This window comes from Lentilitoribacter sp. JB5-8 (assembly GCF_055693385.1).
Genome location: NZ_CM146332.1, coordinates 3,730,375 through 3,744,294, shown reverse-complemented (window position 1 = coordinate 3,744,294; position 13,920 = coordinate 3,730,375). Strand labels below are relative to the sequence as shown.

Sequence of the window (13,920 nt, the reverse complement as noted above, 5' to 3'; positions counted from 1 at the left end):
ATTTGTCGCAAACACTGGAGAACTTAATGTCAAAATATAGATTGGTGCCGTTTGCCATGCTTATATTTATGAGTTTTTCAAATGCCCAGGCTCAGTTTGTGCCTGTTCCGAGCGATGAAAATTCAGATGCAGCACCGAAACCGCCAAATTTGAAAGTTCTTAAGACGATCCCCAGTGCACCATTTGAAGATTTGAGCGCATTTCAAGTGCCTGAGCAACAGCAATCAGGTAAAACGGATCGTGTGATTGCAAAAGAAATTGATGAAGCAGCGTGGCTACCATTTGGTGCTTTCCAGCGTGGGCAATATTTAAAGGCGATGGAACTTGCACTGCCTCGCGCACAGCTCGGTGATCCTGCTGCGCAAACGCTATTGGCTGAATTGTTTGCCGAAGGGTTTGGTGTTGGTCGGAGCATGGATGATGCGGTTTTTTGGTATGATCAAGCGGCTAAAAATGGTGATCCTGCGGCACAGTATAAACTCGCACTTTTGCTGACAGATGGTAAATATGTTGAGCGCAATGACGAACGTGCCCGCGCGTTGATGAAGCAATCTGCTGAGGCTGGAAACCCAAAAGCCCAGTTTAATTACGCGCAATTGCTTGTAGCCGATAAACCGGGCACCGTTGGTATCCGTGAAGCGCTTCCGTTTTTTGAAAAGTCAGCGGCGCGCGGGGTCCCTGATGCGCAATACGCCTTATCGCAAATCTATATCAATGCGCTTGATGTTGATGATGCCAAGCGTGCAATTGCCCGGCGTCACCTCATTTCTGCCGCGCGCGCTGGGTATGATACGGCACGTTTGGATCTTGCGATTTGGCTGATTGATGGTGTTGGCGGTGATCGTGATTTTGAGGCTGGTTTCGAATGGATGAGCCTTGCGGCGCTTAAAGGTAATGTCATTGCACAAAATCGACTGGCGCATCTTTATATTCAAGCGATTGGCACCCGTGGGAATCCGATTGAGGCGGGGAAGTGGTATATCATTTCTCGGCGGGCCGGTCTTGAAGATGCAAGCCTTGAGGATTTTTATCAGGGGTTAACAGTTGAAGAGCAAAAAGAAGCGTTGGCTGCTGCAAATGAGCTGCGTTTTTAACCATTCATATCGACTAAGGCTTGAAAAACAGCACGTTTTATGTTCTTGAAGCGGCAATTGCCCCAATTCTGTTTGGGCTTCCCTCAATAAATTGGAATTTGTCCATGAAAATTAACGGTAATGAAATCCGCCCTGGAAATGTTATTCAGCACAATGGTGGCCTATGGGCAGCTGTGAAAACAAACGCTGTTAAGCCAGGTAAAGGCGGTGCATTTAATCAGGTTGAATTGAAAAACCTCATTGACGGTACAAAACTTAATGAGCGTTTTCGTGCCAACGAAACTGTTGAGCGCGTTCGTTTAGAGCAAAAAGATTTTCAATATCTATACGCTCAAGATGACATGCTTGTTTTCATGGATACTGAAAGCTATGAGCAGCTTGAACTTCAAGCGGAATTTGTCGGTGATCGTTCCGCGTTCTTGCAGGATGGCATGATGGTGACTGTTGAGTTGTTTGAAGAAAAAGCCATTGGTGTCCGGTTGCCAGATCAAGTTACTTTGGAAATTGCGGAAGCTGACCCTGTTGTAAAAGGTCAAACAGCTGCATCATCTTACAAACCAGCAGTATTGGAAAATGGTGTGCGTATTCTTGTGCCGCCGTTTATTTCAGCGGGTGAAAAAGTGATCGTTGACACTAACGAGTTAACTTACGTTCGTCGCTCTGAATAGTCTTTGGACTTTTCACCTTTGCGCTAAAACAAAATAGAGATTTTAAAATGGCACGTTCAGCATTACTCAACGTCATGGTTCAAGCCGCTATGAAGGCAGGTCGCTCACTCTCTCGAGATTTCGGTGAAGTGCAGCAGCTTCAGGTGTCGGTTAAAGGCCCATCTGATTATGTTAGCCAAGCGGATCTAAAATCTGAAAAAATTGTGCGCGAGGAGCTATTAAAAGCCCGCCCAACCTATGGATTTTTGGGTGAAGAGGGTGAAGAGATTAAAGGAACCGACGGAACCCACCGTTGGATTGTCGATCCTTTGGATGGCACAACAAATTTCCTGCATGGTTTTCCGATGTTCTCTGTTTCCATCGCACTAGAACGCGGTGGTGAATTGGTTGCTGGCGTTATTTTTAATCCTGCGACAGATGAGTTGTTTACGGCAGAAAAAGGTGGTGGCGCTTATATGAATGATCGCCGCCTACGTGTTGCGGGTCGCAAAAAACTTACCGATTCTATTGTCACATGTGGTGTTCCGCATTTGGGCCGTGGTAATCACGGTAAGTTCCTTGTGCAACTTGCTAACGTGATGGGTGAAGTTTCTGGTGTGCGTCGCACAGGTGCTGCATCCATTGATCTGGCTTATTTAGCAGCAGGTCACGTTGATGGCTATTGGGAAGAGGGGTTAGCACCCTGGGATATAGCTGCTGGCATCGTGCTTATTCGTGAAGCTGGTGGATTTATTTATGATGCTGATGGCGGGACGAAATTGCTTGAAAAAGGTTCGCTTGTTGCTGGTAATGAATATATTCAAAAGTCATTGAGCGAAGTTGTTTCGCGTCCTGCGCCGAAAAAGGCTTAATAAGCTTTTACCAATTAACTATCTTTTTTAACGAAGTTTCTCGGAAACGCTTTTATTTTCGCCATTTTTTTGCTTAGAGTTCCTATACGGGGATAAGTGTATAAAAATTTAGGCGGATATTAGGGTATGGCTAATTCGACGTGGGACCAAGTTTCTGAAAATGGTAAAGCGCCAAACAAGCTTTCTAGTCCAATTGTATTTCTATTTAGTGTATTGATATCATTGGTTTTTGTTGGGTTTGCTGTTGCTGTATTATTCCGGCAGGTGCAGACAGCATTTCTTGCAAATCCTGGGTTGAACGGCCTAATTATCTTTGTTTTGCTTGCAGGTGTATTTCTTGCCATTCGTCAAATCACGCAGTTAAGGCCAGAAGTTAAGTGGGTTAATTCTTTTAGAGCGGCGGGCGATGCTGATAAAGTTAGCCGCGATCCTATTTTGCTTGCGCCTATGCGTGTTCTATTCAGCGGACAGCGCGAGAAGGCTCTTTCAACATCTTCACTTCGATCAATCTTGGATTCCATTGCTAACCGATTGGATGAATCTCGTGACACGACGAGATACCTAATTGGTCTTTTAGTGTTTTTGGGTCTGTTGGGTACGTTCTGGGGTCTTCTTGGCACCATCGGCTCAATTAAAGATGTGATCGGTTCGCTAGATGCAGGTTCAGGTAATACAGAAGATGTGTTGGCCGCGCTTAAAACTGGTTTAGGTGCGCCGCTCGATGGCATGGGTACGGCTTTTTCATCATCTCTGTTTGGTCTTGCAGGTTCTCTCATACTTGGGTTCATTGATTTGCAAGCTGGTTGGGCGCAGTCGCGTTTTTATGCGGAACTTGAGAATTGGCTGGCATCGGTTACTGATGTGACCTCTGATGTAGGTGCAGCAAATGTACCTACGATCACAACAAATGCTGATAGTTCAGAAGAGCTAAAGGCGGTTGCTGAGCATCTGAAAAACCTTTCTGTCGATGGTGGAACCAACCAGCGTACGACAGCTGCCATGGCGAACTTGGCGGAAGGTATACAAGGGCTTGTTAAAAATATGCGCAACGAGCAGCAAATGTTGCGTGATTGGATTGATGCTCAGCAAGAGGAATCCAAATCTATGCGAATGACGCTCGATAAGTTAGCCGACCGGATTAAAGATAAGTAGGGCGGGGATATGGCTCTTTCTCGCAACCGTCGCCGCGATCGATCAGTCGATTACTGGCCTGGATTTGTTGATGCGCTATCAACATTGCTCCTGGCTATTATGTTCTTGCTCTCCGTATTTGTGTTGGCGCAGTTCTTTTTAAGTCGCGAGATTAGCGGCCGTGATGAGGTGCTAACCCGCCTTAATTCCCAGATCAATGAGCTTACCCAATTGCTGGCGCTTGAAAAAGCGGGTCGCCAGGATTTGGAAGATACGCTTGCAAACCTTCAGGCCTCGTTATCATCCGCAGAAAGCGAACGTTCGCGTCTTGAGCAATTGCTTAATGATGGCGCTGGCGCGTCACAATCTGCCGATGCGCAGATTAGCAGTCTCAATCAAGATCTTGATGAAGAAAAGAAAGTTTCTCAACGCGCGTTGAACCAAGTTAATCTCTTAAATCAACAAATTTCAGCTATGCGTCGACAATTGGCTGCACTTGAGGATGCTTTGGAAGTATCTGAAAACAAAGACGAGGAAGCACAGGTTAAGATTGCTGATTTAGGACGTCGATTAAATGTTGCTCTTGCTCAACGTGTTCAGGAACTAAATCGCTATCGCTCAGATTTCTTTGGTCGTTTGCGGGCAATTTTATCAGACCGTGAGAATATCCGCATCGTAGGAGACCGTTTTGTGTTCCAATCTGAAGTTCTGTTCCCTTCAGGTGGTAATGAACTAAACGAAGAAGGTCAGGTTGAAATGGCCAAACTCGCCGAAGCTATGCTTGATCTGGCGCGTGAAATTCCATCTGAAATCAACTGGGTGCTGCGCGTTGATGGTCATACTGATAACGTACCATTGTCAGGGACGGGTCGTTATGCCGATAACTGGGAGTTATCAAGCGCACGTGCGACTTCTGTGGTTAAATTCTTGATCGAGCAGGGCGTGCCGGCTAATCGACTAGTTGCGGCAGGGTTTGGTGAATTCCAACCGATTGCGGAAGGCGATAGCCAAGAAGCGCGAGATACGAACCGCCGGATTGAGCTGAAACTCACGGAGCGCTAGGCACACCGTTTTAAGATTCAGTTATTTTTCTAATTCTTGCTCAAATTGCAGCTTGGCTAAATTTGCATAGATCCCGCCAGCAGACGACAGGCTTTGGTGCGTGCCTTCTTCTACGATCTTACCCTTATCCATCACAAGAATACGATCGGCTTTTAAGATCGTTGAAAGCCTATGGGCGATGACGATGGTTGTTCTGTTTTCCATCATCCGATCAAGTGCTTGTTGTACTAGCTTCTCGCTTTGAGCATCAAGCGCAGATGTCGCTTCATCGAGCAATAAAATCGGTGCGTCTTTAAGCATGCCTCTGGCAATAGCAACGCGTTGACGCTGGCCGCCTGATAATGTGACCCCGCGTTCACCAATCATACTGTTATAGCCGTCATCCATGTCTTTAACGAATTCATCCGCAAGCGCATTCACCGAAGCCGTTTTGATATCCTCGTCAGTTGCATCCTGTCTGCTAAATGCAATGTTATCAGAGACCGAGCTTGCAAAAATGGTTACATCTTGCGGCACAATTGCAGTACGGCTGCGCACATCTTCTAATGTTGCCTTTTTAACATCCACGCCATCAATTTTCACTTCACCTGAGCTTGGATCATAGAACCTTAAAATGAGCGAAAACAACGTGCTTTTACCAGCGCCGGATGGGCCGACAATTGCCACTGTTTCACCTGAATTGATTGTAAAGGACAATTTATCCAAAATGTTTGTGTCCGGTCTTGAAGGATAAGCAAAATCAACTTCTGAAAATTCAATCGTTCCCCTTGAAGGGATAGGAAGTGCAACTGGGTTTTCAGGATCTTGAATATCAGATTGTTCTTGCAGCAATTCGCCTAAACGTTCTGCAGCACCGGCTGCTTGCGAGAGCTCGCTATAAACTTCAGATAACGCGCCCAAGCTACCGGCAGCCAAAACAGAATACAGCAAAAATTGCCCCAACGTGCCTGCAGACATATTGCCTTCGAGTACTGAATGCGCGCCGGACCATAAAATGCCAACAACGCCGCAAAATACCAATGAAATGGTGAAAACTGTTAGCGTGGCGCGGGTTGTCACAGCAGCTCTTGCAGCCGCAAACGCATCGTCAACTGCACTGTTAAATCGGCCTGATGCTGTTTTTTCAGCATTAAAGGCCTGCAATGTGCGTGTTGCGTTAATCGCTTCTGACGCATAAGCCATAGCTTCAGCAAGCGTGTCTTGTGCATCTCTTGAACGACGGCGTACTGCGCGTCCAAAGCCAACGAGTGGCAAAACAACAAGTGGAATGCCGATGATCACAAAAAGTGAGAGTTTAAATGATGTGACAAACATCATGATCACCCCACCCAAACAAAGAATGGAGTTACGTAATGCCATGGATGCTGTTGCACCGACTGCAGATTTAATTTGAGTGGTATCCGCAGTTAATCGGGAGATGATTTCGCCGGAACGATTAACATCATAAAATCCGGGCGACAAATTCGCGATATGATCAAAAACATCGCGTCGGAGATCAGTAATCACGCGTTCGCCGATGAGAATAACAAAATAGTAACGCATCCCACTAGAGATCGCGAGCACGATGGCGATCCCCATAAGAACGGTGAAATAGCTATTAACAAAATCAACATCTTGTCCGGAAAACCCGTTATCGATGACGCGGCGTACGGCCATAGGTAAGGTCAATGTTGTTACAGCGGCCAGCAGTAAAAAGATACAAGCACCAAATATCAGCTTAGGGTAACGCAGCAGATAAGGAAGCAGCGTTCTTAATGGTTTGAGTGACGCGCGTTTTGATTTTTCTTCTTGATTGCTATCAGTCAACGACATTTTCCCCTTAACAAGAATAACGAAAACTCTTTAAGACAGAATCACGCTAAACCTCTTGTGCTTATTGCTATGTTGATGTATAGCCTCGCTATCTAATTATGAAGCCGTGGCCCGATAGGACTACGGCTTTGATTATGAAGCGGTGAGCTTTACCTCAAATGAGATGTAAATAAACCGACTAGAGTTATCAAGGCTTCGTGCCAAACTGACAGGAATATTATTATGAAAGCGGATATTCATCCTGAATACCACACTATCAAAGTGGTAATGACTGACGGTACAGAATATATGACTCGCTCGACTTGGGGTTCTGAAGGCGACACAATGAATTTGGAAATTGATCCAACTTCACATCCAGCTTGGACTGGTGGCGGCGCGCAGCTTATGGACCGTGGCGGACGTATCACTAAATTCAAAAACCGTTTTGCTGGTCTTGGTCTTTAATCAAAGACATTTTGATAGAATTTATATTACAAAAAAACCCGCCATTTGGCGGGTTTTTTATTGAATGAATTTTAGAAGCTTTATTTAATGAAAGCTGTTTGAAGCAAGGAAAGCTGTGCCTGTACAGAATTTTCAGTTTCTGTGTCCTGATCGCTTGCTTCTTCTGGGCGATAAATCTCACGATCAAGCAACGCAACGCGGTTTTGTAGGCGTAAAGAACGCTCCACTAAGTCTTTAAATGCTTCTGGCAACTCGTCCCAGCCAGCTGCAGTGCGGTCACAATTAAAGCTATCCAAGCGTACTTTTGATTTTTCTGTCATGGCTTGTTCGCGCGTCATCTCGCCATTGTTCACAGCGCGTTGAAGTAAGAGCCATGATGCAAGCTGCATAAGACGTGTGGTCAATCGCATTGATTCTGCTGAGTAAAGAATGGATGCAATTCGCGGCAAAGTTTTAGATGCAGCGCGACCTGTACTGTCCAGGTAGTCAGCTGTTTCTTCAACAAGACCCATGCCTTCAGCATAAAGAGTTTTAAAGCTCTCTGAATTTGCAATATGGTCTGAAAAACGAATTGTATTACGATTGGTCTCGGACATATAAGTCTCACACTCTCTACTAACTTGACGCCAACATATTGCCAGAATTTATAGTATTCTGTGCAACTCGGACAAGATGCCGATTTTTTAAAAAATACGCAAGTTATATCTTAAAGAAAGGTTAACGGGCGTTAGGAAGTCTTAAATTGTGTTAGGATTTGGGATTTTGACAAAAAAAGAGCCGCAAAGCGGCCCTCAAGAGTTTAACAGGGAGGCGTCGAGTAGAAAGTCTGTTACTTTTTCTACCAGATCCGAATTATCGGATAAGTTAGTAATAACTTGTAAGGCTTAACAACATATTAAATTGGTTCATAACGGGACTATAATTTCGCAAGACTGCCCAAATATAGGGCATAATAGAGGGGTAAATTATGCGGGTCGTGGAGATTAACGGGTTTGGTGGACCAGAGGTCTTACAAATTGCGCAGCGGTCTTATCCAAAACATGGACCTGACGAAGTTCTCATTCGCGTGCATGCGGCAGGGGTCAACCGACCTGATTGCCTTCAGCGTTTAGGGCATTATCCTCCGCCAAAGGGCGCAACAGATATCCCCGGGCTTGAAGTTGCTGGCATTGTTGAGCGCATAGGTAAAAAAGTCACCAAATTTGCTGTTGGTGATCAAGTTTGCGCACTGTTGCCCGGAGGTGGTTATGCTGAATATGCTAAATGTCATGAGAGCAATGTGCTGCCGATCCCCTTAGGACTTTCCATGGTTGAAGCTGCAGCTCTTCCTGAAACCTATTTTACCGTTTGGCATAATGTGTTTCAGCGTGGGCACTTACAAGAAGGCGAGACTTTTTTAGTTCATGGCGGCTCTTCAGGTATTGGAACAACGGCAATTCAACTTGCAAAAGCCTTTGGCGCAACAGTTTTCACCACTGTTGGTAATGCTGAAAAGGCTAAATTTGTCGCCGATCTTGGCGCTGATTACGCCATTGAATATAAAAAAGTTGAGTTCGTTGAATTTATCAAACGCAACACCGAACAATTAGGTGTTAATCTGATATTGGATATGGTTGGAGGGGACTACATCAATCGCAATTATGCCGCTGCAGCAATTGAGGGGCGTATTGTGCAAATTGCCTTTCAGCGCGGCCGCAAAGCACAAGTTGATTTTGCCCAATTGATGGCCAAACGTCTAACCCATTCTGGTTCGACATTAAGAGCAAGACCGATAAGTTTTAAAGCTTATGTGGCGGATGAATTGCGAACGCAAGTATGGCCAATGCTTGAGATTAAAAAAGTGAAACCTATAATCGATGAAACGTTCCCATTGGCGGAAGCAGCAGATGCACATGCTTATATGGAGACAAGCGAACACATGGGCAAAATTGTTTTGACGCTTGACTAGCAATTAGTATCAAAAAAAGCCCGCAGGGATGATTGCGGGCTTTTCAAGATCTATAAAGTGCTTGTTGCTTATGCAGCAGCCTCTTGAGTTTCTGTCCATGTGCCAATGGCAGCAAGACCGTTCATTTTCGCACGATGCGCAAATGCACGTTGACCAGCAGCGACATTTTCGGTTTTGCCGCCCCAAGCTTGAAGAGCTGCAGCTTGTAGCGCTCTGCCATAGGAGAATGTTAGCGCCCAAGGAAGATCTGGTGATTTGTTCATCTCAGACAAATGCGCTGTTGCTTGTTCTTCTGTCTGTCCACCAGATAGGAACGCAATGCCTGGAACCGCTTTTGGTACAGCCGTTTTAAGACAAAGAACTGTTTTCTCAGCCACTTCTTCAACACTTGCTTGACGTGGGCAATTGATACCAGGAACGATCATATTTGGTTTTAAGATCATGCCTTCAAGATTGACATCCAAATCATCCAGCGCTGCAAATGTTGTTTGCAATGTTTCAAGCGTGACAGAGAAACAACGATTAATGTCGTGTGTCGAATCTGGTCCATCCATAAGCACTTCAGGCTCAACAATTGGAACAATGCCTGCTTCCTGGCATAAAGATGCATAACGGGCCAAGGCATGGGCATTTGCAACGACCGATGCGCGGGAAGGGCGATTTTCAGCGATATTGATAACTCCGCGCCATTTGGCAAAACGAGCACCAAGCTCATAATATTCGGCTAAACGCTCACGCAATCCATCAAGGCCTTCAGTAACTGTTTCACCGTCAAAGCCGGCTAGAGGTTTTGCACCAGTATCAACTTTAATGCCCGGAACAGCACCAGATTGTTTGATGAGCTCGACCAATGGCGTTCCGTCTTTGGCTGATTGACGAAGCGTTTCATCATACAAAATAACGCCAGAGATGTTATTCTTCATGGCGTCATCAGCGCGGAATAACATTTCACGGTAGTCGCGGCGGGTATCGGCTGTTGATTCAACTCCGATTGAATCAAGACGTTTCTTGATTGTGCCTGTCGATTCATCGGCCGCAAGAATACCCTGACCCGGCAGGACCATCGCCTTGGCAATATCTTCTAGTCGTTCGCTCATTGTTAATCCCTCATGTACTGTCGTTCGGTAAATTTAAAACACACATAACAGGGATTAAATTTTTTTAAAATAGCTTTAAAAATAACTAAATCGTTTTAAAAATAATTTAAACGATTTAATCCGCATTTTAATTTCTAACATGGTAAACAAGCCGCTTTCGATTGGCTTATTTCAGCCCAGTTCTGTTGATAACTTTCATCGAAAATGGAGTTAAAGACCACAAATGAACATCATTTTTTCGGACAGATTATCGTCCAATGCCTTCGATGCGGTTTCCGAGTTGCAAAAAGAGGGCCGTCTGGTGCGCCAAAAGATTCCCATTATTGGCAAGGTTTGGCTGACAACTGATCAGGATATGGCAACAACCATTTTAAAAGATAGCGCAAATTTTGGTGTGCGGAAGCCGAACGGAAAAGCTGTTGGTTTGCAATGGTGGATGCCAAAGACAATTCAGCTGCTTGCGTCAAATATGTTGACCATGGATGGGGGCGAGCATAAACGTCTGCGCCATATTGTTGATCATGCTTTTCGGCGTGAAGCTATTTTAGCGCTTGAACCTGAAATTGAAAACATGGCCAATGACATGGTCTCACAATTGTTCAGCAATCAAAATGAGGTTGATTTAGTTTCCACATTTGCGCGGCGTTTTCCTCTTGCGGTGATCTGTGAATTGCTCGGATTACCTAAACAGGATCGTGAGCAGTTTGCGCGATGGGCGGAAGGATTTACACGCATCAACGGAGTTCTGGATTTTTTAAAACTCATTCCACGGCTGAAAGCCATGGTTAGATATATCAAATCAAGAGTAGATGATGCTCAGACGGCAGATGGTCGAGGTCTGATTGCCGAACTCGTCGCAGCTAAGAACGAAGGCCAGGATATGTCGGATGATGAACTCATCGCAATGGTGTTTTTACTGTTGATTGCAGGGCACGAAACAACCACTCATCTGATTAGTGGTGGGGTGCTTGCTTTATTACAACATGATAAACAAAAACAATGGCTAACTGACGATTGGGGACGGATAGATTTAGCTGTTGAAGAGCTTTTACGTTTTGTGACGCCCGTTCAATTGTCAAAGCCAAGATATGCGTTTTCAGATTGTTCTGTCGGCGGTGTTAACATAAAGAAGGGTGAATTGGTCATGGCGCTGCTAACCGCGGCTGATTTTGATGGTGCCATTGTTGATGAGCCGCAAACCCTTAAGCTTGATCGTAAACCAAATCGTCACATTGCCTTTGGCTCCGGCATTCATTTTTGTTTAGGGCATCAGCTTGCAAGACTTGAGGGAAAGCATGCGATTAAGGCGTTGTTGAGCCAGTATCCGGATCTAAAACTAGCCACTGATAAAATAAAATTCCGCAAACGCGTTGGATTAAACGCGCTCACGGAACTAAAGATCAAGCCGCAATAATTATAATTGCGAACTGCTTAGGAAAGTGCATCCACACCCGGTAGTGGTTTACCTTCCATCCATTCAAGGAAGGCACCGCCGGCGGTTGAGATATATGTAAAGTCAGATGCAGCTCCGGCGTGATTGAGCGCTGCAACAGTGTCGCCACCGCCAGCAACGGAAATCAACAAGCCTTCGGATGAGCGAACGGCCGCATGTTTTGCGCATGACACTGTCGCCTTATCAAATGGTTCGATTTCAAACGCACCTAAAGGACCGTTCCACACGAGCGTATCTGCTTTGGTGATCCAATCATTAACCGCCTCAATAGATGCAGGTCCAATGTCCAACATCATTGCATCATTCGGGATTGCATTGACGGGAACCACTTCGTTTTCTGCGTTCGCTTTAAATTCGCGTGCGACCACAGCATCAACTGGAAGAACAATCTCGCATGTATTGGTGCTGGCTTTAGCCATAATCTCGCGAGCGGTATCTGCAAGATCGTGCTCGCATAAAGATTTGCCGACATCAATTCCTTGTGCTGCAAGGAATGTGTTTGCCATGCCGCCGCCGATGACAAGTGCATCAACTTTTTCAATCAGGTTGCTCAATAGATCAATCTTTGTTGAAACTTTTGCGCCGCCAACGATTGCAACAACTGGTCTGATTGGTTGACCCAAACCTTTTTCCAAGGCTTCAAGCTCGGCTTGCATTGTGCGACCAGCATATGATGGCAGGTGATGGGTTAACCCCTCTGTCGATGCATGCGCGCGGTGCGCTGCTGAAAATGCATCATTAATATAGATATCACCATTTTCGGCCAAGGCTTTGGCAAATTCTGGATCATTCTTTTCTTCACCTTTGTGGAAACGGGTGTTTTCCAAAAGTAAAAGATCGCCGCTATTCATCGCGTCAATTGCCGTTTTTGCAGGTTCTCCGATGCAATCATCAGCAAAGTGCACGTGTCTGTCTAAAACTTCCTCGACGGAATTTGCAATTGGCGAGAGTGACATGGATTGAACAACTTCACCTTTTGGGCGTCCGAAGTGGGCCATTAGAATAACTTTGGCACCTTTTTTGGTAAGCTCTTGAATAGTTGGTGCAACACGTTCTATCCGAGTGACATCTGTTACTTTTCCGTCTTTAACCGGCACATTAAGATCAACCCGCACAAGCACGCGTTTGCCATGAATATCTTGAATGTCGTCAATGGTTTTAAATGTCATATATGTCACCTGCATTGATATAATTGCCGCTGGGATAATCGCTAAGATAATCGTTGGCACTATACCTGTTCTTTAATTTTGAGATGTTGTTGTTACTGTACTAATTGCTAACACTTTATACAAAAAAACCGGAACAAGTCATTCCGGTTTTTAATTGTTTTGTCTTAATGAGATTAGATGAGCTTGCCCATCGCAACAGCAGTATCTGCCATGCGGTTTGAGAAGCCCCACTCATTATCATACCAAGTTAGGATGCGAACAAGGTTGCCTTCCATAACTTTAGTTTGATCCATGTGGAAGATCGATGAATGAGGGTTGTGGTTCAAGTCGATAGATACCAACGGCTCATCTGTGTAGCCAAGAATGCCTTTTAGCGGACCATCTGCAGCTTCGCGGATTGCGTTGTTGATTTCGTCTTCTGTCACATTGCGTGATGGGATGAATTTAAGATCAACGACAGACACGTTTGGTGTTGGTACGCGGATCGCAGAACCGTCAAGCTTGCCTTTAAGTTCTGGAAGAACAAGTCCAATAGCTTTAGCAGCGCCTGTTGATGTTGGGATCATCGACATTGCAGCTGCACGCGCGCGATATAAATCACCATGCATTGTATCAAGTGTTGGCTGGTCACCTGTATATGAGTGAATTGTTGTCATGTAGCCTTTTTCAATGCCAAATGCATTGTTAAGCACATAAGCAACTGGTGTTAGACAGTTTGTAGTACATGATGCGTTTGAAACAACTTTATCATCTGCTGTGAGGCTATCTTCGTTCACACCATAAACGATGGTTTTAACGTCGTTTCCGCCAGGCGCTGAGATCAACACGCGGCTTGAACCGTTTTCAAGGTGCATAGATGCTTTTTCACGATTTGCGAAAATACCTGTACATTCAAGAGCAACATCAACATCTGCCCAAGGTAGTTCTTTAGGGTCGCGAATGGCTGTCACTTTAATCGGACCTTGTCCAACATCAATTGTGTCACCGTCGACTGTTACTGTGCCAGGGAATTTTCCGTGAACACTGTCATAACGCATTAGGTGTGCGTTTGTTTCAACTGGGCCAAGGTCATTAATGGCTACAACTTCGATATCAGTCCGACCTGATTCCATGATGCCGCGCAAAACATTACGTCCAATGCGACCAAAACCATTGATAGCGACTTTTACTGTCATATTAGTTCTCCGAGTA

The 13,920-nt window shown here is 45.2% G+C and carries 13 protein-coding genes; 8 read left to right on the top strand and 5 right to left on the bottom strand.

Features of this window, described 5'->3' with window-relative positions; genetic code table 11:
• Positions 1-26 precede the first annotated feature (26 nt).
• From ACZ1GZ_RS18105 to ACZ1GZ_RS18085, 5 genes are all read left to right on the top strand, one after another.
• The gene (locus ACZ1GZ_RS18105; RefSeq protein ID WP_472666305.1) at positions 27-1,094 is read left to right on the top strand and encodes a tetratricopeptide repeat protein; all 1,068 of its coding nucleotides are present in this window, start codon (positions 27-29) and stop codon (positions 1,092-1,094) included.
• 104 nt (positions 1,095-1,198) lie between these two features.
• Positions 1,199-1,762: an elongation factor P gene (efp, locus tag ACZ1GZ_RS18100; protein ID WP_472666304.1), complete on the top strand. Its 564-nt coding sequence runs from the start codon at positions 1,199-1,201 to the stop codon at positions 1,760-1,762.
• A 47-nt stretch (positions 1,763-1,809) separates the two neighbouring features.
• Entirely contained in the window at positions 1,810-2,613 is an 804-nt protein-coding gene (locus tag ACZ1GZ_RS18095; RefSeq protein WP_472666302.1) for an inositol monophosphatase family protein, read from the top strand.
• A gap of 126 nt (positions 2,614-2,739) precedes the next feature.
• Positions 2,740-3,765: a flagellar motor protein MotA gene (locus ACZ1GZ_RS18090; protein ID WP_472666300.1), complete on the top strand. Its 1,026-nt coding sequence runs from the start codon at positions 2,740-2,742 to the stop codon at positions 3,763-3,765.
• Between the two features lie 9 nt (positions 3,766-3,774).
• A complete protein-coding gene (locus ACZ1GZ_RS18085) occupies positions 3,775-4,806 on the top strand; it encodes a peptidoglycan -binding protein (RefSeq protein WP_472666298.1) in 1,032 nt (343 codons plus the stop codon).
• Between the two features lie 21 nt (positions 4,807-4,827).
• On the opposite strand, the gene ACZ1GZ_RS18080 is transcribed toward ACZ1GZ_RS18085, so the two are convergent.
• Entirely contained in the window at positions 4,828-6,612 is a 1,785-nt protein-coding gene (locus tag ACZ1GZ_RS18080) for an ABC transporter transmembrane domain-containing protein (RefSeq protein WP_472666296.1), read from the bottom strand.
• A 228-nt stretch (positions 6,613-6,840) separates the two neighbouring features.
• On the opposite strand from ACZ1GZ_RS18080, the gene rpmE reads away from it, so the two are divergent.
• Positions 6,841-7,062 carry a 50S ribosomal protein L31 gene (gene rpmE / locus ACZ1GZ_RS18075; protein WP_472666294.1) on the top strand — a complete coding sequence of 74 codons (222 nt, stop codon included), beginning with the start codon at positions 6,841-6,843 and terminating at the stop codon, positions 7,060-7,062.
• Between the two features lie 80 nt (positions 7,063-7,142).
• Here rpmE and rcdA read toward each other — a convergent pair whose 3' ends face one another.
• The gene (rcdA, locus tag ACZ1GZ_RS18070) at positions 7,143-7,658 is read right to left on the bottom strand and encodes a protease adaptor protein RcdA (RefSeq protein ID WP_472666292.1); all 516 of its coding nucleotides are present in this window, start codon (positions 7,656-7,658) and stop codon (positions 7,143-7,145) included.
• 371 nt (positions 7,659-8,029) lie between these two features.
• Between rcdA and ACZ1GZ_RS18065 the strand changes: the two genes are divergently transcribed.
• Positions 8,030-9,010, top strand: coding sequence for an NAD(P)H-quinone oxidoreductase (locus tag ACZ1GZ_RS18065; protein WP_472666290.1), 981 nt, complete (start codon positions 8,030-8,032; stop codon positions 9,008-9,010).
• Between the two features lie 68 nt (positions 9,011-9,078).
• Here the strand turns inward: ACZ1GZ_RS18065 and ACZ1GZ_RS18060 are convergent, their stop codons facing one another.
• Positions 9,079-10,107, bottom strand: coding sequence for a class I fructose-bisphosphate aldolase (locus ACZ1GZ_RS18060; protein ID WP_472666288.1), 1,029 nt, complete (start codon positions 10,105-10,107; stop codon positions 9,079-9,081).
• Between the two features lie 223 nt (positions 10,108-10,330).
• Between ACZ1GZ_RS18060 and ACZ1GZ_RS18055 the strand changes: the two genes are divergently transcribed.
• Positions 10,331-11,521, top strand: a complete 1,191-nt coding sequence (locus ACZ1GZ_RS18055; protein WP_472666286.1) for a cytochrome P450 — start codon at positions 10,331-10,333, stop codon at positions 11,519-11,521.
• A 17-nt stretch (positions 11,522-11,538) separates the two neighbouring features.
• On the opposite strand, the gene ACZ1GZ_RS18050 is transcribed toward ACZ1GZ_RS18055, so the two are convergent.
• Positions 11,539-12,729 carry a phosphoglycerate kinase gene (locus ACZ1GZ_RS18050; RefSeq protein ID WP_472668352.1) on the bottom strand — a complete coding sequence of 397 codons (1,191 nt, stop codon included), beginning with the start codon at positions 12,727-12,729 and terminating at the stop codon, positions 11,539-11,541.
• 173 nt (positions 12,730-12,902) lie between these two features.
• The gene (gap, locus tag ACZ1GZ_RS18045) at positions 12,903-13,904 is read right to left on the bottom strand and encodes a type I glyceraldehyde-3-phosphate dehydrogenase (RefSeq protein ID WP_472666284.1); all 1,002 of its coding nucleotides are present in this window, start codon (positions 13,902-13,904) and stop codon (positions 12,903-12,905) included.
• Between the last annotated feature and the right edge of the window lie 16 nt (positions 13,905-13,920).

Bases quoted from the DNA above. Each gene is read 5' to 3' on its own strand.
- ACZ1GZ_RS18105 (WP_472666305.1), top strand. From the start codon at position 27: ATGTCAAAATATAGATTGGTGCCGTTTGCCATGCTTATATTTATGAGT.
- efp (WP_472666304.1), top strand. From the start codon at position 1,199: ATGAAAATTAACGGTAATGAAATCCGCCCTGGAAATGTTATTCAGCAC.
- ACZ1GZ_RS18095 (WP_472666302.1), top strand. From the start codon at position 1,810: ATGGCACGTTCAGCATTACTCAACGTCATGGTTCAAGCCGCTATGAAG.
- ACZ1GZ_RS18090 (WP_472666300.1), top strand. From the start codon at position 2,740: ATGGCTAATTCGACGTGGGACCAAGTTTCTGAAAATGGTAAAGCGCCA.
- ACZ1GZ_RS18085 (WP_472666298.1), top strand. From the start codon at position 3,775: ATGGCTCTTTCTCGCAACCGTCGCCGCGATCGATCAGTCGATTACTGG.
- rpmE (WP_472666294.1), top strand. From the start codon at position 6,841: ATGAAAGCGGATATTCATCCTGAATACCACACTATCAAAGTGGTAATG.
- rcdA (WP_472666292.1), bottom strand. From the start codon at position 7,658: ATGTCCGAGACCAATCGTAATACAATTCGTTTTTCAGACCATATTGCA.
- ACZ1GZ_RS18065 (WP_472666290.1), top strand. From the start codon at position 8,030: ATGCGGGTCGTGGAGATTAACGGGTTTGGTGGACCAGAGGTCTTACAA.
- ACZ1GZ_RS18060 (WP_472666288.1), bottom strand. From the start codon at position 10,107: ATGAGCGAACGACTAGAAGATATTGCCAAGGCGATGGTCCTGCCGGGT.
- ACZ1GZ_RS18055 (WP_472666286.1), top strand. From the start codon at position 10,331: ATGAACATCATTTTTTCGGACAGATTATCGTCCAATGCCTTCGATGCG.
- ACZ1GZ_RS18050 (WP_472668352.1), bottom strand. From the start codon at position 12,729: ATGACATTTAAAACCATTGACGACATTCAAGATATTCATGGCAAACGC.
- gap (WP_472666284.1), bottom strand. From the start codon at position 13,904: ATGACAGTAAAAGTCGCTATCAATGGTTTTGGTCGCATTGGACGTAAT.